Raw genomic sequence first — 19833 nt, 5'->3', positions numbered from 1 at the left:
GATGAACCACCCGCGACCGCCCGCCCCCCGCGCCCGTGGCGGCGCACACCGGCGACGCGTGGCCATCGTGGAGGATCACGTGCTCCAGCGCTCGCGGACCGAACAGTTGGTGCGCCAACAGCCGGATCTGGCGATCACCTGGTCCGGGGAGGACCTGCCCTCGCTGATCCGGTGGCTCGGCAGCGCACCCCAGCCAGCCTGGCCGCACTTGGTGGTCCTCGACCTGATGGTCGAGCGCGGACCACAAGTGGCCCCCGAACAGGTGCGCACCCTGATCCGCAACGACATCAGGGTGTTGGTCCTCTCCGCCATGGCCTCGCCTGAGCAGGTCCGCAAGGTGATCCAGGCGGGCATCGGGGGCATCGTCGGCAAGCGCGACTCCGAACAGGATTTCCTCCGGGCGCTGCGTACGGTGCTCGACGGCGGCCACTGGATGACACCGGAGTTGGCCAGCGTGATCGCCACCGACGCCGACCGGCCGGCGCTGAGCGACCAGGAGGAGCGGGCCCTGATCCTCTATGCCTCTGGGCTCACCCTCAACTCCGTGGCCCAAGCGCTCGGCGTACAACCGGCGACCGCGAAGAAATACCTGGACCGGGTCAAGGTCAAGTACGCCGCGGTGGGCCGCCCGGTCCACTCCAAGGTCGACCTGAACCGCGCCGCACGCCTGGATGGGCTGCTCGGCGCCGATGAGCAGCCCGGCTGACCGATCCCGCAGTGTCCACGGCGCGACCCGTCTCCGCGCGTCGCGGCGCCGGCACCGTCACCTCGGTCGCGGTGTCCCCCGCGCCGACCGTCACCAGTTCCTGGCCTCCGAGCCGCAGCCGTTCGACCCTCCACTCCAGCCCGTCGCGGCAGGGCTGGTCGAGCTTGTCGCTCACGTGGTCTCCAGCGCTGCCGAGCAGCGACATCCGCACTCCGCCGCCCGCGTCGAAAAGACCGACCCGCAGCTCACTGCCCGCCGGGGCCGACTCGACCACGTCGACGAGCAGACTGCCCAGTTGCTCGGCAGCGGCGGGGTCGCGCACGATCGCCGCCCCGGGGGCAAACGTCAGTCGGACACCTGCACCACGGGCCGTGGCCAGGGCCTGGGCCAACCACCCTCCCAAGTGCACCTGGGAGGCGCTGATCATGACGAGTTGGCGCAGGTGGCGCTCCTCCTCGTCGCAGCGGCGGCGTACCTGGGCGTCGGCCGGGTCGAGCTCACCTGCGGCCACCCCGTCCAGGACCTCGATCACCGAGGAGATGCCGGCGTCCAACCAGCGGCCCCGGGCGGCAGCGATCGCCTCGCTCGCGGCGGCTTCGCGGCGATGCGCCTCGATTCGCTGCTGCTGGCTCCCCAAGCGCTTCCCGATCTCGCCGATCAGGTCGTGGATGACGGACCAGGTGATCATCAGGGCAAGGTGGGTCAACAGGAACGTGGCACAGAGGAATCCCACCGACCAGCCGCTCTGTCGCACCGCGATCACCCCGGCCGCGGCGAGGAACATGCCGACCATGCCGAGGACCATCGGCAATCGGGTCCGGCCCAGGACCAACAACGCCAGCAGCAAGGGGGTCAAGCCCAGCGGGTGCCACACATGGGGCTGGTCGTGGCCGTATCCCACCCCGGCGAAGCCGAGCAGGAATCCCACCGGCACCGCCGTCACGAGCAAGACCAGGACCCACATCGGGGCTGTGGCACGGTTCCGAGTTGCTGCCCAGGCGACCACGCAGGTCCCGGCGACGAAACCCAGCGCCGCCCACGAGGCGGTGAAGTTGGTGGGTCGGCTCCCCGCCTCCAGGACCGCACCGGCCAGGCAGATCGCCACTGCCCAGGACCAGCAGGCGAAGTCCCGCAACTTGTGCACCATCGCCGCGGGGTCGCGGGGGGTTCGGCGCACGACGGGTTCCCGGGTCAACGGCATCTCCACGTGCACCGTGGTGCCACGGCCCGGCGCCGTATCGATCTCGACCCAGCCGTCCACCGCTTCCACCCGGGAGATGACGGACTCGGCCAGTCCCCGGCCGGGCACCGGCGCCGGGACGAACCCGACGCCGTCGTCGCGGACGGTCAGGCGCACCTGATTGCCGTGGCGGCGTACGTCGACCGTGACGGCCGTGGCACGCGCGTGTTTGACCACGTTGCGCGTGAGTTCGTCCAACGCGCCCAGAAATGCGCGGAGCCGCTTGGGGGCGAGTTGGTCGGCGAGGCGCCGGAACTCCTCGTCGTCGAGTCCCGTGCGGGCCACGGCCAGCCCCGAGCCGGCCACCGTGTCGAGGGGCCGGTATTCCACACTGCGGCCGGCCATCAGTGCCCTGGCCGTGCGCGCATCCCGAGCACACCGGGCCCTGACCTCTGCCCCGGCCTGCACCACCGATCCACCGGCGGCCAGGGCAGCAAGCGTGTTGACCACCGAGTCGTGCAAGACACGCGAGTCCTCGGCGAGCTCCGCCGCGGTGACCCGCCACACCGCGGCCCGTTCGCGCTCGCGGGCCGCAACCTCCTCTCGATGATCCACGCGGGAAGCCATCGCATCCCAAGAGAGCCGCATGGTGAGGGCCGCGACCAAGGTGCCAGCCGTGCCGAGCAGCAAGGCCACCGGCACGTCGTTGCCCCAGTCCGGGCGCAACCACCACACGCCGAGCACCATCGTGGACACCGAGCCGAGGAACAAGAGGAAGGCGCGCCCCAGATCCATCACGAGGATCGGCGTCGGAATGGTGATGAAACCGAACCACACCGCTCCCACGGCCAAGGGACCGATAGGGCCGTCGGCGGCGAGCAGGTCGAAAAGGAGCAGCGCGTAGAAGGCCACGAAGGTGGCCGTCACGTCCCCGTCACGGATCTCGGCGAGCAACGCGATGCCCGCGACCAGGCAATGTGCCGCCACGATCAGCACGAGGGAAGCCTTCGGGTCGGCGAAGAGCGCGATGCAGCACAGGATGAGCGGCGAGACGACCATGCCCTGGCGGCAGCCCCGGAGCTGAGCGGATCGAAGACTGCGCGATGGCCAACTTGAGTCGGAGGAATCCACGGTCACGCTGACCGCCAACCGCCACGCGCGAGCAAGACCAGTCATGGCGCCTTCGAGACTGCTCCTGACCCTGGCAACCACTCCCGAAGAATATCGCAATGCCGCCGCATCGTGTCCGAGCTGTGCGCGCTCGTCCAGGTTTGCCTGATGCGCTTCTTGACTCACGGCTCGGGGAGCGTCACCTCGCTCCGGTAGGCACCGGGCCGCAGGCCGAGCACGGTGCGGAAGTCGCGGGCCAGGTGCGCCTGGTCGGCATAGCCCAACTCGGCAGCCACCCTGGCCAAGCCGAGGCCGGGCTCCTCCCGGAGCCGGTGCGCGGCCTCCTGCAGGCGATGGCGCCGGATCATCGCCAGCGGCGGCAGGCCGACGTGGCGTCGGGCGAGGCGCTGCAGCGTCCTGGTCGAGACACCCAGCGCTGCGGCCACCTGCTCGACCCGGACCACGGCGCGGTCTCCGGCGACCACGTCCTCCATCGCGTTCGCGAGCTCGCCATCATCGTCCACCGGGGGCAGGTGATCGAGCAGCCACGCGACGTACGCCGCGACCGCGGTGGCGCGCCGCTCGGCCGGGGTGGCCCCACGGTCTGCCATGGCCCCCACGACCGCTCGGTGCAGGTCGGGAGCCGGCCAGGCGATCTCCTGATCCCGCACCAAGCCCGGATCGGGGAGCACCGTCGGCACCGCCGCAGGCCGGAGGAGGGCACCGACGGCCCAGCCCGAGCCGATCAGGTCCCGGTGTGAGCGGCGGGTGCAGGGGCCGGCGACGGTGACCCCGTCCGATTGCACCACCAGGTTGCTGGCGGGGAACGGCAGGATCTCCTGGCGCGAGGTGCGCCCCGGGGCCAGGTCCCACTCCGGGATCCAGAACCACCGGACCCGGTCGGACAGCACAGGTGGCGCAGGCACCCGGTGGAAGGTCGGCAACCGCGCCGGATAGAGGATCCCCCGGGAGTCGACGTCCTCAGCGCTCACGCGCCCATTCTGTCGCAAATCTCCAAGCCGGCCCAGCGCCGCCTCTCCTAGCCTCGAACCATGACAACCCAGCAGGGCGTCACCGGCGCCCACACCACCGGCGGCATCCCGCATGGCTCGACCAGCCTGACCCCGTTCCTGGCGGTTCCGAACGCCCGCGCCGCGATCGACTTCTATGCCGCGACCCTCGGGGCGCGCATCGTCGACGTGACGGAGATGGGCGGCGTCGTGGTCCACGCCGACCTCGACTTCGGCAACGGCCATCTCCAGATCGGCGAGCCCCATCCCGACTTCGGTCTGGTCCCGGCCCCCGACGGCGACCAGGACTGCTATTCGATCGGGCTCTACTGTGCCGACGTCGACACCGTGGTGGAACGCGCCGTGGCCGCCGGGGCGGTGGTCCGGGAGCCGGTCAGCACCTTCGTCTCCGGGGACCGATTCGCCTCGATCCGGGATCCGTTCGGGATCCGCTGGTCGATCATGACCCGGGTCGAGGATCTCTCCGAGGAGGAGAGTGCTCGCCGCGTGACCGCGTGGGCCGCAGAGCAACACGCCGGCTAGGGCCTCCGCGCGGCTTCCCCGGGCCCGGTGCTGAACGGTGTCGGTTGCAGTCACCGGATGCCAGCAACCGACACGTCAACTGCCGCGGGCGGGCCTCAGATTCGTCCGCGCAGGATCCGATGCGCCGCGATCGCCACCGCGAAGGAGAGCGCCCCGGCGATCGCCGCGGTCACGGTCACCCCGGAGTCGAAGGCGTGCGCAGCCGAGGCCAAGAGCGCGTCGGCGGCGGCGCTCGGCAACGACTCCGCGACCTCGTGGGCAGCCCCCAGGGTGGCCCGCGCCTGCTCGGCCAACTCCGGATCCACGGTCACCGGCACCTGCACGCCCTGACGATAGGCCAGGTTGAGCAAGCTGCCCAGGACGGCGGTGCCGAGCACGGCGCCCACCTCGTACGCCGTCTCCGACACCGCCGAGGCCGCCCCGGCCTTGGCCGGTGGGACCGCGCCGAGTGCGAGGTCGTTGGAGACGGTCTCCGACATCCCGACCCCGGCACAGACCAGGACGAAGCCGACCAGCAGGGCGATGCCCGAGCCGGTGTGTCCCAGCGCGGAGACGACGACGTACCCGAACGCGTTCAGCAGCACACCGCCCACCATCACCGGCACGGCTCCGAAGCGGTGCACCATCGGCACCGCACCGAGGCCGAGCGCGACGGTGACCACCAGGCCGGGGATCATCATCACGGCAGCATCGAGCGGGGAGTGACCGGCAATCAGTTGCAGGTGCTGGGTGAGGAAGTAGATGAAGCCCACCAGCGCGAAGACGCTGACCAGGTTGACCACGAGCGAGACGGAGAAGACCGGGTTGGCGAAGAGGCGCACGTCGAGCATCGGGTTGCGGCGCGTCAGCATCCGGCGTACGAACAGCACTCCGGCACCGACCCCGGCGATCGCGGCCGCGACGGTCACCTGGTCGAGGCCGTGGGTGGCGAATGCCTTGATCCCGTAGACCACGGCAGCCAGGGCGAGCGAGACCAGGGCGATGCCGAGGATGTCGACCGGACCGGGATCGGGATCGCGCGACTCGGGCAGCAGCCGTGGGGCCAGGACCAGCAGCGGCACCAGGACCGGGACCGCGATCAGGAAGATGGAACCCCACCAGAAGTGCTGCAACAGCCAACCGCCGACCATCGGGCCGAGTGCGGCGCCACCGGAGAAGCCGGCCATCCAGATGGCGATCGCAGTACGCCGTTCGGCGGCGTCGGTGAAGATGTTGCGGATCAACGAGATCGTGGCCGGCATCAGCATCGCCCCGAAGACCCCGAGCAGGGCCCGGGCGGCAACCAGCCACCCGGCGCTGGGCGCAAAGGCGGCGAGCACCGAGACCGCCGCGAAGCCGACCCCGCCGAGCAGCAGGATCCGGCGCCGCCCGATCCGGTCCCCGAGGCTGCCCATGGTGACCAGCAGGGCGGCGAGCACCAGCGGATAGACATCGATGATCCACAGCAGTTGGTTGCCACTCGGGGCCAGCGACCGGGACAGCGCCGGAACGGCGAAGCTGAGCGCGGTGTTGTCGATCGAGACCAGCAACACCGGCAGCATCAGCACGGCCAGCGCCGCCCAGCGACCGCGCGAGGTCAACTGGTCGGGGGTGCGGCTGGAGACAGGGAGGTGGTAAGTGGTCACCGAGTAACTGTACCGGCCAGACGGTGCAGTAATCAATCCGGCTCCGGGGTGATCTGCGCCTCCACGGGCACGCCGCGCCCGATTGCGTAGGGTTCATCCATGGCCCGCCCACCGAAGGCACGCGAGAAGGCGCTCACGGCGTACTGCGAACTGCTCCGCAGCGAGGGCGAGCGCGGCACCACCGTCGACGCCGTCGCTGCCCGCGCCGAGATCAGCAAGGGCGGGGTGCTCTACCACTTCCCCAGCAAGGAGGCCTTGGCCGAGGCCGCGTTGGACGCCTTCCGGGCCGCGTGCGAACGCGACCTGGTGATCATGGCCGAGGCCCCCGAGGGCCCGTCACGTCACTACGTGCGCACGTCGTGGACCAGCGGCTCCGACCTGGACACCTACTACGTGGCGATGCTGCGCCTGGCCCAGTCGTCCTGGCAGCCCGCCATCGACGCCCTCGCCTGGGTGCACCAGGCCTGGCTCGATCTGATCCGCGGCGAGGTCGGCAACCGGCACGCTGCCGAGGCGATCATGCTGATCGGCGAGGGTCTCTACCACCACTCCGCCGTGCCGGGCGAATGGTCCCGCGGCACCTTCGCCCGCTCCCTGCCCAAACTGCTCGACCAGGTCGACCGACTCAAGGCCTGAACCGCCCGAATTCAGTGGTCAACAGCTCCGCGGCGCCCCCTGTTCAGAGGTCATTTCCATCGATCTGACAGTGAAGCCCTGCCGAATTCGGACCGGGTGACCGATCATGGATGCGCGGCCATCGGGGGGTGAGCTCCTGCGCAGATGCAGTGGCGGCGGCCGCGGCATCGCATGGGAGTAGAAGGAGGAGGCCCCACATGTCCCGAGCGTCCGCGTGGAACCGGTTCTCGCCCAGGAAGTTCGCGGTGGTGCTGCTCGGTCTTGCCGTGACCCTCGCCACCGTGCTGTGGTCCGTGCCGCGGGCCGAGGCGGTCGCCACCCCCGAACCCGGTGACACCGTGCACATCGGCGAAGCCCACTACATCAGCGGTTCCGCCTTCCTGCTTCCGATCTATCTCACCGCACCCTCCGATCCGAACGATCCGGGGGAGCCCGACTTCTGGGCCTATTGCATCGAGCAGGCGGTCAGCATGAGGGACGACACGACCGCGACCGTTGGTGAATTGGACAGCTTCATCGGCACCAACTACTTCACCGATCCGGCTGTGCAGGCCAAGGTGCTCTGGGTGCTCGCTCACGGCTATCCGGCCCTCGACCTGGCCGAGTTCGCCGCCGAGGTCAACATCCCGGGGCTGACCCGGGACGAGGCGATCAGCGGAATGACAACCGCGATCTGGCGCTACACGGACGTCAACTACGACGCGTCCTATCACTGGATCAGCGACAACGCAGAGGACGTCTACTGGCACCTGGTCAACGGGGCCAACGCAAGCACCGGCCTGAGCGCCGACCACTTCGACACCACGGTGACAATCACCCCACCCGCTGACGCCCCGGTCGCCGGAACGCTTGCCGGCCCGTGGGTGGTGCACACCAACAAGTCCTCCGCCCAGGTTTCGGTGGATCCGGCGCTGACCTTGGTCGACGCGACGGGAGCACCCGTGGACGCGAGCGCGGTGGTTGACGGCCAAGAGCTCTACCTCGACCTGAGCGGGACCGCCGACGGCGGATCGGCGACGCTCACCGCCACCGTCCGGGGTTCGGGGGCCACGGGCATGGTGACCGTCGCCCCCAGCAGCACCGGCGGCACGCCGACCTCACAGGACCACGCCCAGTCACTGATCCTGGTGGCGGCGGCCGACGCCACGACGGACGCTCGCGCAGACATCCGATGGGCCGCCGCGCCCCAGCCTCGGATTGGCACCTCGCTGGTCGATGCGTTCGACGGCGACAAGTACGTCGCACAGACCGGTGGCAGGGTCATCGACACCGTCGCCTATACGGACTTGACGCCGAACACCGAGTACACCGTCACTGGTGAGCTGATGGATCGGGCCACCGGTGCCGCAACCGGGCTGGTCGGCACCACGACGTTCACTGCCTCGGCGACCGGCCAGGGCACTGTGGAGGTCGAGTTCACCATCGACGACCAGTGGGCGGGCCACACCCTGACTGCCTTCGAGGTCCTGCGGCACGGCACCGCTGTGGTTGCCACCCACGAGGACATCGACGACGTCGACCAGACCGTTCATCTCGCAGACGTGCGGACCACCTTGGTTGATGAGCAGGACGGTGACAAGGAGATCGCCCCTGGCGGCGGCACCGTGATCGACACCGTGAGCTACACCAACCTCCTCCCGGGTGCCGAGTTCACTGTGAGTGGGGAACTGCACGACGCCAAGACCGGCGAGGCCACCGGCATCACCGGCTCCACGGTGTTCACGGCCTCTGCGTCCGGAACTGGCACGGTGGATGTCGCGATGGAGATCGGCGCCGGCTGGGCTGGACACACCCTGGTCGCCTTCGAGACCGTCACCCGCAACGGTCAGGTGGTTGCCGTCCACCACGACCTGACCGACGGGGCGCAGACGATCGTGGTGGCGGAGCGCTCCGGCCAGATCGTGGACGCCCCTGAAACACCACGACAGAGCGACACCACACTCCCGGCGACGGGCCTGTCCGGATGGACCCTGCCCGCGGCCCTGGGCGGTGTGGTCCTGCTGTTGATCGGCACGGTTCTCCTGGGCCGGCTCAGGTTCACCACCACAGCCAGGGCCTGACCACCGGCTCCACATCCCTGCTACGCCGGACGTGGCCGGCCTGGTCAGACGTCAGCGTTGCCTGTGGATGACGAGCTTCACAGGCGTTCACGCCCGTGCGGGCTGTGCCACCCCTCCAGCGCGGGCCCCTTCGGGACGATCCCGGACGGGTTCACGTCGGTGTGCACCACGTAGTAGTGCGCCTTGATCTGGTCGAAGTCGATCGTCTCCCCGAACCCGGGGGTCTGGAACAGGTCGCGGGCATAGCTCCACAGCGCCGGCATCTCGGTGAGTTTGTTGCGGTTGCACTTGAAGTGGCCGTGATAGACGGGGTCGAAGCGGGCCAGTGTGGTGAAGAGTCGCACGTCGGCCTCGGTGATCCGCTCCCCCATCAGGTAGCGACGGTCGGTGAGCCGTTCCTCGAGCCAGTCCAGCGCGGTCCAGAGTCGGTCGTACGCCGCGTCGTACGCCGCCTGGGAACCGGCGAAGCCGCACCGGTAGACACCGTTGTTGACCTCGGTGAAGACGCGCTTCATCACGGCCTCCATCTCGTCGCGGAGGTCGTCAGGCCACAGGTCCGGGGCGTCCGGACGATGGTGGTCGCGCCACTCGAAGAAGAGGTCGTGGGTGATCTGTGGGAAGTCGTTGGTGACGACGGACTTCGTGGGTACGTCGACCATTGCCGGCACGGTGATCCCGCGCGGATAGTCGGGGTAGCGGGCGAAGTAGGCCTGCTGCAGTCGCTCATGGCCGAGCACCGGATCGACGCCCTCGGGGTCCAGGTCGAAGGTCCAGCTCCGCTTGTCGTGGGTCGGGCCGGGCATGCCGAGCGAGATCACGTCACCGAGGCCGAGCAGGTTGCGCACGATGATGGAGCGGTTGGCCCATGGGCAGGCCTTCGCCGCGATCAGCCGATAGCGGCCCGGTTGGACCGGCCACACCTGCACCTCGCTGCGGCCACCGAACTCGGAGTCGCGTGGGTCCAGCGAGGTGGTGCCGGCCAGGATGCGGTCAGGGATGTAGTTCATGTCCCGGTTGAACTCCTGGCCCTTCTCCACATAGGTGGGGGTCTGGTCGTCGCTCGCGTCCGCCATCACAGGTCCTGACAGGTGACGTTCTCGATCAGCCAGGACCCGTCCTCGTCGACCAGGGAATAGGTGCAGTTGGCCTCTTCCATCTCCTCACCCGCCAAGGCATAGGCCTCCCAGGTGTCCACGGTGGCGCTGCTCCCGTTGACCTCGCTGCCCTCGATCCGATAGTCGGCCTCGAACTCGAAGTCCTCGGGCGCCTGGGCACCGTCGCAGTTGAGTTGGTTCTTCAGCGCACCGGTCAGGTGGGCCTGCATGCCGGGACAGTCGATCGCCATCGCGGCGTCGATGTATCCGCTGACCGTGTCCTCGGGATCGCCTGCCAGGGTGACCGGCTCATCGCTCGGGTCCTCCGACGGATCATCGGACGGCTCGTCCGAGACATCCTCACTGGCTTCGTTGCTCGGATCGTCCTTCACCTGCGACGAGTTCTTGTCATCCTTGTCGTCGTCGCCCGAGACCAGGATCGCGGTGGTGATGCCGCCACCGATCAGGAGCACCGCCGCGACCACGCCCGCGATGATCAGCGGCGTCTTGGACTTCGGCTGCTCGGACGCCTGCCCGTAGGGCCCGGGCTGTCCATACTGCTGCTGCCCATATTGCTGTTGGCCGTATTGCTGTTGGCCGTACGCCGGCCCCGCTGCGGTGTCCCCCCACTGCTGCTGGGCGCCTGACTGGGGCTGCTGCTGGGCGGGCGGCTGCCCCGGCGGCGCAGAACTCGGCTGGACCTGCTCGGTCCACTGGTTCCCGTCCCACCACCGGATCTGGCCGTTGGCATCCGGGTACCACCCGGCAGGCGTGTTGCTCATGTGCCCCATCGTCCCACGCCACCGCCGCGGCGAAACACCGAATCACACAAACGGGTCGAAGCGGTGGGCCAGCGCGATCACCCGGTCGTTCGCCTCGGGCTCGCCGATGCTGACCCGGGCACCCTCGCCGGCGAAGGGCCGGACCACGATCCCGGCCTCGTCCGCGGCCGCCGCGAAGTCAGCGGTCCGCTCGCCCAAGGCGAACCAAACGAAGTTGCCCTGGGCCTCGGGGAGGTCCCAGCCGGCCTCCCGGATCCCCGCGACCACCCGGGCCCGTTCGGCGACCAGGGCCTCCACCCGCTCCAGCAGCGCGTCCTCGGCGGCCAGCGACGCGATCGCGGCCTGGTGCGCCACGTGGGAGATGCCGAACGGCAACGAGACGGCTCGCAGCGCCTCGGCCACCGACGCCTCGGCCACGGCGTACCCGACCCGGAACCCGGCCAGCCCGTAGGCCTTGGAGAAGGTGCGGGTCACCACCACGTTGGCGAAGCGGCGGTGCAGCGCGATCGCGTCGGAGGCATCCTCCATCCGGACGAACTCGACGTACGCCTCGTCCACCACGACCACCACGTGCGGCGGCACCTGGGCGATGAACTCGGCGAGGGCGGACTGGGTGAGCGCCGGCCCGGTCGGGTTGTTCGGCGTGCACAGCATCACCACCTTGGTCCGGTCGGTGATCGCGGCCAACATCGCCGGCAGGTCATGCTCACCGGCCCCTGTGACGGGAACCTGGACGGAGGTGGCTGCCGCGGCCGCCACCGCGATCGGGTAGGCCTCGAAGGAGCGCCACGCATAGACGACCTCGTCGCCCGGGTCACAGAAGGCCTGCAGGAGCTGATAGATCAGCGCCACGGACCCGGTCGCCAGGGACAGGTTCTCCACTCCGACACCGAAGCGACGGGCCAGCGCGTCGTACAACCCCGCATTGCCCATGTCGGGATAGCGGTTCATCTGCTCCGCCGCGGCCTGCGCCACCTCGAGCACGCCGGGCAGCGGCGGGTAGGGGTTCTCGTTGGAGCTGAGCTTGAAGGTGGTGAGTCCGTCGCGGGGCACCGGGGGCTTGCCGGGCACGTACGCCGGGATCGCGGCGACGTTGGCACGGGCGCGGGGAGCAGGGGTCGCGGTCATGGGCTCAGGTTAGTAGGCGCCGCGCTGGGTTCATGCCCGGTTGAGCCAATAGCCGGGGCCTCGCCTTGACCTCCATCCACGGGACGGGCTCGACCTGTCCGGCGTGCAACTCGGCCGAACGGCGCTTCAATTCGGCCAGCCCGTCACCGAGCATCCAGTTTGCGGTGCTTGTGGCGCCAGGGCTGGAAGACGACGATCAGCACCAGCCCTGCACCCGCCCCGAAGACGGCACCGGTCACGTTGTCGATCACGTCGGTGACGTCGCAGGCCCGGTTGATCCTCGCCAGTTCCAGTTGGGTCCGCTCGATCAGCGCCGAGTACGCCGCCAACCCCAGCAGGCCGAGCGGCACGAGCACCCAAGCGGTACGCCACCGGGCGAGGGTGAGCACGAGCAGGACACCGGCCGGCACGAAAAGCACCGTGTTCAGGGTCCGTTGCCCGGACTCGAAGATCCAGAACCCGTCCGGCGCCGGGCCGCCAATGTCCCAGGAGCAGGTGGCTGAGCGGGTCTCGGCCGCGATGTAGCCGGTCTGCGCCGAGGTCGGGACCAGGGTGACCAGCGCGATCACGGCCAGGGCGCCGCACAGGCCGGCAATGGAGAAGGCGCTGACCCAGCCGAGCGGCCTGAGCAGGATCAGGGCCAGGACCAGGCAGGCCACCGCCGCGACTGCTGTCCCACCGAGCATCACGCCGATGCCACCGAACTCGACCACGGAGGCGGAGCCTACCCATCAGCCGATGGAGAATCCTCGATTGCGGGCAGGAATTCGCTGCGCTGAGTACATTGAGGGCGTGAAGTTCATCATCTGGGTCATCTCGAACGCTGCCGCACTCGCTGTCGCCGTCTGGCTCCTGGACGGCCTCACCCTTGAGGGTGACACCTGGCAGGAGCAGGCCGTCCCGCTGATCCTGGTCACCTTGATCATGTGCGTGGTCTCCACATTCGTCGAGCCCGTGGTAAAGCTCCTGTCGCTGCCGGTGATCATCCTGACCATCGGCCTCTTCCTGCTGGTGATCAACGCCCTGATGTTGATGCTCACCGGTTGGGTCGCCGGCGAGCTCGACCTCGGGTTCGCGGTCGACGGGTTCTGGTGGGCACTGGCCGGCTCGATCATCATCTCCTTGGTGGGCGGCGCCGTGCGGGTCGTCCTGGACAACGACTGACGGACGACTGATGGACGACACCATGCAGCACACCGGGCCCGGACCACGGGTTGCCGTGGTCTGCCTGGGCAACATCTGCCGCTCCCCGATGGCCGACGTGGTGCTCAACGCCCGCCTCGCCGAGGCCGGGGCCGACGTGGTGGTGCACTCCTTCGGCACTGCCTCCTGGCACGTCGGCAAGCCGATGGACGAGCGGTCGGCAGCCACCCTGTCCGCCCGTGGGTACGACGCCACCCAACATCGGGCGAGCCACTTCACCGCTGCCCACGCAGGAGCGTACGACCTGGTCCTGGCGATGGACGAGGCGAACCATGCCGACCTGCTGGCGATCGGCGTACCCGCCGACCGGCTCCGCCGGTTCCGTGACTTCGACCCTGAGCCCGGGGACGGCAACGTGCCGGACCCCTACTACGGCGGCGAGGAGGGCTTCCACGACGTGTTGGCCATGATCGAGCGGAGCGCCGACGCGATCCTGGCGCATGTGACGGGGGTCAGGCGATGACCCGCAACACCACCGTTGCCCGCAAGGCTGAGGAGTTGCTCAGCATCCCCGTCGTGGCCACCTCCCCGGTTGCCGGCGGCGACATCAGCACCGCCACTCGGCTCAAGCTCTCCGATGGCCGCTCGGTGCTGATGAAGACGCACACCAACCCGCCCGCGGACTTCTTCGCCGCCGAGGCGCGCGGCCTGCGCTGGCTCGCCGAGGTCGGGGACGACGGCGTACGGGTTCCCGAGGTGCTCGGCGTCGATGCGGAATGCCTGGTGATCCCGTGGATCGAGCCGGGCAAGCAGACCCCGGACGCGGCGCTGGACTTCGGGCGCCGACTGGCCGCCACCCACGCCTCCGCTCCGGATGGCTTCGGCGGCGCCAGCGACGGCTTCATCGGCCGGTTGCCGATGCGCAACACCCCCAAGGCGAGCTGGCCGGAGTTCTATGCCACCCAGCGGGTGCTGCCCTACCTGAAGCTGGCTCGCGACCGCGACGCGATCAGCGCCGAGGACACCAGTGTGGTCGAAGGGATCATCGGCAAGCTCACCACCCTGCTCCCCGAGGAACCGGCCGCCCGGCTGCACGGCGACCTGTGGAACGGCAATGTGCTGTGGGGCAGCGACGGCGCCTGCCACGTCATCGACCCCGCGGCGTACGGCGGCCACCGCGAGGTCGACATCGCGATGCTGGCGCTCTTCGGGATGCCCCACCTGCAACGTGCACTCGAGGCGTACGACGAAGCCGCACCGCTGGCCGACGGCTGGGAGGACCGGCTCGGCATCCACCAACTCTTCCCGCTGCTGGTGCACGCCTGCATGTTCGGCGGCGGGTACGGCGCCAGGGCCGCGGCAGTGGCCGGACGCTATTGACGACGGCAGCGTCGCACCGTCTGGGATAGGCTCCCCATCGTGTTCAGCGGGGCGAACGTAGGCGCCGGGCCGCGCATTCCGCGGGCCGCCACCGGCCGGAGCATCGCATTGGCGATCGACTGGCCCACCGTCGCCCGACGTTTCGCGGGCACGGCCGATCATCGTTCGACTGGCCGCGGATGGGCATCGAGGACGTTCGCCCTCTCCGTGCGCAATGCGTTTCTGATCGGTGCCATGGCGATGCAACTGCTGATCATCGCGGCGGGGGCCGTCGACATCAAGACGACCACCACGCTCATCGCCTTGAGCGTTGCGGCATCGGCAACCGGGATCGTCGCCGGCCTGACCCTCATGCACCGTTGTCCACCGGTGTTGCCAGTCCTCGGCGTCTTCACCGTGGCCATCGTCGCGGCGACCATCTCAGACTCGTCGGCCAACGTGTTGACCTTCAACAGCATCTGGCTGATGCATCTGGCCAATGCCATGGCCGCGGCCCTGATCCGCAGCTGGTGGGCGTTCGTCGTGCACGCAGTGGGGGCCGTGGGCTACTCGCTCGCTGTTGCACTGGCACACCCGTCCTGGGGGCCCTCCATCCCACAGGGACAACTCGTCGCGGGCGTCATGATCGTCCTCGCGGTGCGAACGAGCCTGGCCCTGCTCGGCGAAGTCACCGACCGTGCCGATGCCCAGGCTGACGCTGCCGCGGAGCAGGCGGAACACCTGGCCTGGATCCGCGAGATGGGTCGTGAGACCGCACACCGGGCACGGATCCTGCACGACACCGTGATCAACACACTCGCGGCCATCGCGACCGGCGCCAGTGCAGATCGACAACTGGTCCGCGAGCGCTGCACGAGCGATCAGCGAACGATCGACGAGATTCTGCATTCCCAGGCAGGCATCGTCGGTGCGGATCGTCCCTTCGGTTCGCTGGACCGCACCGGGATCGCCGTTCATCTCGACGGGCTGGCCGAGGCAGGGCTGCGGGCGCACCTCGCCCAGTGCCCGGACCTGGTCGTGGACAGCCTGGAGCGGGCCGTCTTCGAGGTGCTCCAGAACGTCGCCAAGCATGCCGGCGTCACCACGGCCACCCTCCACTCGGCGCTGGTCGACGGGCGCCTGGCCGTCACGGTCAGCGACTCGGGTGCCGGGTTCGACCCGGCAGCGGTCGAGTTCCGCGGCCTGGCCAGTTCCGTCTTCGCCCGGGCTGCCGAGGCGGGCATCGAGGTCGACCTCTCCTCGCGTCCGGGCCACGGCACCTCCGTCCAGTTCCTCCTTCCCCCACCGGGGAAGTTCCAGCAGTCGACACCCGTCGACGGGCCCACGCCGGGCTACCAGCTCGAATCGGTGGTCGCGACCATCCGGCACGGGGCGACCTGGCTGTGGGCAATCGGCGTCCTGGTCGTCACGGCCGGCCTGGAGGGCCTGGTGGACAACCCGGGCGAGTGGCGGCTCACCTACCTGGCGATCGGGCTCGGTGTCCTCGGCGTCCTCCTTGCCTGGCTCACCCGCGGTGCCAGCACGTCCGTACGCCGCGTGATCAGCGGTGTGCTCATTGCGTTGATCCCGATCGCGTTCGTGCTCTGCGCCCTGGACACCGACTTCGGCCGCGACAAGCCCACCGAGTGGAAGGTCCTGACCATGACCGGCGTCGTGGTCATCGTCTGGGCCACGTCACGCACGGCCGGACTCGTCGCGGTCGCGGTACAGGTGGCGACCGGTGTCGCGGTGAGCAGCTTCCTCTGGGCGAGTTCGCCCAATGCGGCCCTCATCGTGGTCTCCGCCGCACTGATGTCGGCGCTGTTCAACCTGGCCTGGGCACAGTTCGAGGAGGCGCTGCGTCGCATCGGGCAGGGCCTCGTCGAGCAGGAGCGGCACCTGCTCGCGATCCGCGTCGAGCAACGCCAGGTCGAGGCTACTGCCGCGAGCCGGCAGCGTTGGCAGGACGCCGGGCTGGTCCGCGCCCGGGCCATCCTGCAAGGGCTCGCCGAGGGGTCGCTCGAACCGTCTGACGCCGCGGTACGCCGTGCCTGTGGCGAGGAGGAGTCGCACCTGCGCCAACTGGTCCAGTTGAGCCCGGAAATGGTCCGCCTCGGCCCCTGGCTGGCGCGGGCGCTCGACGTCGCCCGCGAGCGCGGCGTCGACCTACGACTCCGTTGCGGGGACGTGGAACCGTCGGCCCAGGAGGTGGTGGACCGGATCGGGCAGATGCTCGACGATGCCGTGCGGACGACGCCCGCGGGACAGGGGCTGACCATCACGATCATCGGCACGCCCGAGGGTGACCTGACCGTCACCCTGGTCGGACCACGTGGCCTGCTGGCCGACTCGGTCCGGCGCGATGCCGACCTGGCCGACCTGGAGCACCGGCTGACCTCCACTGCGTCCCAGGACCTGCTCGAGGCCACAGTGCCGCTGTGACCGGTGGCGCACTGGCCAGCGTCGTCCTGGAGCGGCACGACGGCCAACTCTCAGCGCACGTTCAGCACCCTTTGGCAGAGTAGGGACCGTGCAACCGACCAATCCCGGCACCGCAGCCAAGCCGCACGTGCTCATCGTCGATGACGACCGGGCCGTGCGGGAGTCCCTGCGCCGCTCGCTGGAGTTCAACGACTTCCAGGTCTCGCTGGCCTCCGACGGCGCCGAGGCGCTCGCCGTGATCGGCACACTGCGCCCGGACGCCGTGGTGATGGACGTGATGATGCCCCGGCTGGACGGCATCGAGACCACCAAGGCCCTGCGCACCGCAGGCAACGACGTACCGATCCTGGTGCTCACCGCGCGTGACGCCGTCGGTGACCGGGTCGACGGCCTGGACGCCGGCGCCGACGACTACCTGACCAAGCCGTTCGCGCTGCAGGAGTTGCTGGCCCGACTGCGCGCCCTGCTGCGCCGGGTGATCCCGCGCGAGGAGCATGCCGACGACGAGGTGCTCGCCTTCTCCGACCTGTCCATGGACCTGGCCAGTCGCGAGGTGCTGCGCGGCAAGCGCTCGATCGAGTTCACCCGCACCGAGTTCGCCCTGCTGGAGATGTTCCTGCGCCGCCCCCGCCGGGTGCTGGAGCGCTCGTTCATCCTCGAGGAGGTGTGGGGCTACGACTTCCCGACCACCGCCAACTCGCTCGAGGTGTACGTCGGCTACCTGCGTCGCAAGACCGAGGCCGAGGGCGAGCCCCGGCTGATCCACACGGTGCGCGGGGTGGGCTACGTGCTCAAGGACTCCGCCTCATGACCGGCCATCGCAGGTGAAGGCCGCGACCCCTGCCGGCTGGCACTATCGCCGGAGCCTGGCCAGCCGGGTCACCTGGCTGACCACCATTGCGGTGGCACTCACCGTCGGCATGGTCGCCATCGGCGCCTACATCACCGTGCGGGTGCAGATGCAGGACACCCTGGACAGCGCACTCCTGGAGCGTGCCGAGCGGGCGGCCGAGGGGCGGGCCCTGGCCGAACTGACTGCCGAACTGCGGATCCCGTCGTGGGCGTTCGGCGCGGCCGACGTGCGGATCGCCTTCCTGAACAAGGACGGCCTGGTCCGCACCATGGACGACGGCCCGACGCTGCGCCTGGGCTCACCCGAACTGGAGGTCGCCAACGGGAGCCGGGAGCACTCGATCCGCACCATCGAGGCCGGCGATGTCCGCTATCGGGTGGTCACCGTGCCGACCAGCGACCCCGGCGTCGCGCTGCTCATCGCCCAGTCACTCGACGGCCAGGAACGGGTGCTCGGCCGGCTCGGCCTGGTCATCCTGCTCTTCGGCGCCGCCGGGGTGATCCTGGCCGCCCTCTTCGGCTGGGGCGTGGCCCGCAACGGCCTGCGCCCAGTACGCCGGCTGACCAGTCGGGTCGAGGAGATCGCCCGCACCGAGGACCTGCGCCCGATCGAGGTGGAGGGCACCGACGAGATCGCCCGCCTCGGCTCGTCGTTCAACACGATGCTGGCTGCCCTGGAGGCCTCCCGGGCCCGGCAACGCCAACTGGTCGGGGATGCGGGCCATGAACTGCGTACGCCGTTGACCTCGCTGCGCACCAACCTGGACCTGCTGTTGCAGGCGGATGCCGCCGGTGGGATGCCGGCCGACGCCCGGGCAGAACTGCTCAGTGACGTGGATGCCCAGATCACCGAGATGACCCAGCTCATCGGCGACCTGGTCGAACTCGGCCGCGAGGAGAACGCGCCGCACCTGGTCGAACTGGTCGACATGCGCGAGGTGCTCTCCCGGGCCGTCTCGCGGGCCCGGCGACGCGCCCCCGCGGTCACCTTCGACATCGACGCCGAGGACTGGTGGGTGACCGGTGAGTCCGCTGCCCTGGAGCGGGCCGTGATGAACCTGCTCGACAACGCGGCCAAGTGGAGCCCGGCGGGGGCGACCGTGCGGGTCGGTCTGCACCAGGGTGTGCTCACCGTGCGTGACGAGGGTCCCGGGATCGCCGAAGAGGACCTGCCCAAGGTGTTCGACAGGTTCTACCGCTCCAAGGAGTCGCGGGCGATGCCCGGCTCCGGGCTGGGGCTGGCGATCGTGTGGCAGACCGCGCAGCGCCACTCCGGCACGGTCTCGGCGGCGAACGCCCCCGACGGCGGCGCGGTGATGACGCTGGCCCTGCCTGGGCGCACGATCCAACAGGCATGAGGAGCAAGGCACAGCATGAGGGCTGAACTGGCCCAGCACTGGCCGGCAGGGGTCGCGCTGCTCCTCGTCGTACTCCCGCTCACCTGGCACTGGACGCGCCACCTGGTCACCGTGGTGCACGAGGGGGGGCATGCCTTCGTCGCGCTGCTGGTCGGGCGTCGGCTGAGCGGGATTCGGCTCCACTCCGACACCTCCGGGCTCACCGTCTCGCGTGGTCGGCCCCGCGGGCCGGGCATGGTTGCGATGCTCCTCGCCGGCTATCTCGCGCCGTCGGCGGCAGGTGTCGCTGCGGCGGCGGTCCTGGCCGCCGGGCGCCCGGTGACCCTGCTCTGGGCGATGGTGGTGGTCCTGGTGCTGATGCTGGTCCAGATCCGCAACTGGTACGGCGCCCTGGTGCTCCTGGTGATCGGTGGCGGCGCCGGCGCCGCTGCGTGGTACCTGCCCGATGCCGTCGTGGCGGACGTCGCTGCGGTGCTCACCTGGACCCTGCTGCTCGCGGCGCCGCGCCCGGTCCTGGAACTGGCCCGCGGTCCACGCCGGGAGCGCCGGGGTTCGGATGCCGACCAACTGGCCCGGCTCACTCCCCTGCCCGCCTGGGCCTGGATCGGCTTCTTTGCGGTGGCCACCCTGACCGCGCTCGGGTTCGGCGTACGCCTGTTGGTGCCGGAAGCGTTCTGACCCGCCGACCGCGGTCCCTGCAAGGCGTGTCGCGCCCCGCGACGAGTGGTCACTCGGAGAGGTGATTGCGGCCATTTCGGGTCTCCCCGTGACCACTCGATCCAGATATTCTCCGCACCGAACGGAT

General features: G+C 69.7%; 18 protein-coding genes. 11 read left to right on the top strand and 7 right to left on the bottom strand.

The annotated features are described in order from the left end of the window. Position 1: 1 nt before the first annotated feature. On the top strand, positions 2–706 hold the full coding sequence (locus Q9R27_RS15830; RefSeq protein ID WP_311253367.1) for a response regulator transcription factor: 705 nt from the start codon (positions 2–4) through the stop codon (positions 704–706). On the opposite strand, the gene Q9R27_RS15825 is transcribed toward Q9R27_RS15830, so the two are convergent. Next, positions 606–2945 (bottom strand): ATP-binding protein, encoded by a 2340-nt coding sequence (locus Q9R27_RS15825; protein ID WP_311253366.1) that lies wholly within the window; start codon positions 2943–2945, stop codon positions 606–608. The two genes, Q9R27_RS15830 and Q9R27_RS15825, sit on opposite strands and share 101 nt — an antisense overlap. 233 nt (positions 2946–3178) lie before the next feature. Continuing rightward, on the bottom strand, positions 3179–3988 hold the full coding sequence (locus Q9R27_RS15820; protein WP_311253365.1) for a helix-turn-helix domain-containing protein: 810 nt from the start codon (positions 3986–3988) through the stop codon (positions 3179–3181). 60 nt (positions 3989–4048) lie between these two features. Between Q9R27_RS15820 and Q9R27_RS15815 the strand changes: the two genes are divergently transcribed. Next, entirely contained in the window at positions 4049–4549 is a 501-nt protein-coding gene (locus Q9R27_RS15815) for a VOC family protein (protein WP_311253364.1), read from the top strand. Between the two features lie 95 nt (positions 4550–4644). Here the strand turns inward: Q9R27_RS15815 and Q9R27_RS15810 are convergent, their stop codons facing one another. Next, positions 4645–6174, bottom strand: a complete 1530-nt coding sequence (locus tag Q9R27_RS15810) for an MFS transporter (RefSeq protein WP_311253363.1) — start codon at positions 6172–6174, stop codon at positions 4645–4647. Between the two features lie 99 nt (positions 6175–6273). On the opposite strand from Q9R27_RS15810, the gene Q9R27_RS15805 reads away from it, so the two are divergent. Continuing rightward, positions 6274–6810: a TetR/AcrR family transcriptional regulator gene (locus tag Q9R27_RS15805; RefSeq protein ID WP_311253362.1), complete on the top strand. Its 537-nt coding sequence runs from the start codon at positions 6274–6276 to the stop codon at positions 6808–6810. Between the two features lie 197 nt (positions 6811–7007). After that, positions 7008–8870 carry a VaFE repeat-containing surface-anchored protein gene (locus Q9R27_RS15800; protein ID WP_311253361.1) on the top strand — a complete coding sequence of 621 codons (1863 nt, stop codon included), beginning with the start codon at positions 7008–7010 and terminating at the stop codon, positions 8868–8870. Positions 8871–8947: 77 nt separating this feature from the next. Here the strand turns inward: Q9R27_RS15800 and Q9R27_RS15795 are convergent, their stop codons facing one another. The 4 genes from Q9R27_RS15795 to Q9R27_RS15780 form a co-directional block, all read right to left on the bottom strand. Continuing rightward, positions 8948–9943 carry a glutathione S-transferase C-terminal domain-containing protein gene (locus Q9R27_RS15795; protein ID WP_311253360.1) on the bottom strand — a complete coding sequence of 332 codons (996 nt, stop codon included), beginning with the start codon at positions 9941–9943 and terminating at the stop codon, positions 8948–8950. After that, positions 9943–10746 (bottom strand): DUF2510 domain-containing protein, encoded by an 804-nt coding sequence (locus Q9R27_RS15790; RefSeq protein WP_311253359.1) that lies wholly within the window; start codon positions 10744–10746, stop codon positions 9943–9945. Before Q9R27_RS15790 ends, Q9R27_RS15795 begins: the two co-directional genes overlap by 1 nt. A gap of 42 nt (positions 10747–10788) precedes the next feature. Then, positions 10789–11874, bottom strand: coding sequence for a histidinol-phosphate transaminase (hisC, locus tag Q9R27_RS15785; RefSeq protein WP_311253358.1), 1086 nt, complete (start codon positions 11872–11874; stop codon positions 10789–10791). 143 nt (positions 11875–12017) lie between these two features. Beyond that, positions 12018–12587 carry a VanZ family protein gene (locus Q9R27_RS15780; RefSeq protein ID WP_311253357.1) on the bottom strand — a complete coding sequence of 190 codons (570 nt, stop codon included), beginning with the start codon at positions 12585–12587 and terminating at the stop codon, positions 12018–12020. A gap of 79 nt (positions 12588–12666) precedes the next feature. Here Q9R27_RS15780 and Q9R27_RS15775 point away from each other — a divergent pair, with 79 nt between their 5' ends. From Q9R27_RS15775 to Q9R27_RS15745, 7 genes are all read left to right on the top strand, one after another. Next, entirely contained in the window at positions 12667–13038 is a 372-nt protein-coding gene (locus tag Q9R27_RS15775; RefSeq protein WP_311253356.1) for a phage holin family protein, read from the top strand. Positions 13039–13048: 10 nt separating this feature from the next. Continuing rightward, positions 13049–13540 carry a low molecular weight protein-tyrosine-phosphatase gene (locus Q9R27_RS15770; protein WP_311253355.1) on the top strand — a complete coding sequence of 164 codons (492 nt, stop codon included), beginning with the start codon at positions 13049–13051 and terminating at the stop codon, positions 13538–13540. Beyond that, entirely contained in the window at positions 13537–14397 is an 861-nt protein-coding gene (locus Q9R27_RS15765) for a fructosamine kinase family protein (RefSeq protein ID WP_311253354.1), read from the top strand. Before Q9R27_RS15770 ends, Q9R27_RS15765 begins: the two co-directional genes overlap by 4 nt. A gap of 234 nt (positions 14398–14631) precedes the next feature. Beyond that, entirely contained in the window at positions 14632–16818 is a 2187-nt protein-coding gene (locus Q9R27_RS15760; protein WP_311253353.1) for an ATP-binding protein, read from the top strand. Between the two features lie 88 nt (positions 16819–16906). After that, entirely contained in the window at positions 16907–17629 is a 723-nt protein-coding gene (locus Q9R27_RS15755) for a response regulator transcription factor (RefSeq protein ID WP_311253352.1), read from the top strand. A gap of 13 nt (positions 17630–17642) precedes the next feature. Continuing rightward, a complete protein-coding gene (locus tag Q9R27_RS15750) occupies positions 17643–19028 on the top strand; it encodes a HAMP domain-containing sensor histidine kinase (protein ID WP_311253351.1) in 1386 nt (461 codons plus the stop codon). A gap of 15 nt (positions 19029–19043) precedes the next feature. Beyond that, entirely contained in the window at positions 19044–19706 is a 663-nt protein-coding gene (locus Q9R27_RS15745; RefSeq protein WP_311253350.1) for a M50 family metallopeptidase, read from the top strand. Positions 19707–19833: the final 127 nt, after the last annotated feature.

The organism is Nocardioides sp. AE5 (assembly GCF_031844485.1).
Classification (GTDB): domain Bacteria; phylum Actinomycetota; class Actinomycetes; order Propionibacteriales; family Nocardioidaceae; genus Nocardioides.
The sequence above is the reverse complement of the archived record's forward strand: the minus strand, read 5'-3'. Positions and strand labels throughout refer to the sequence as shown.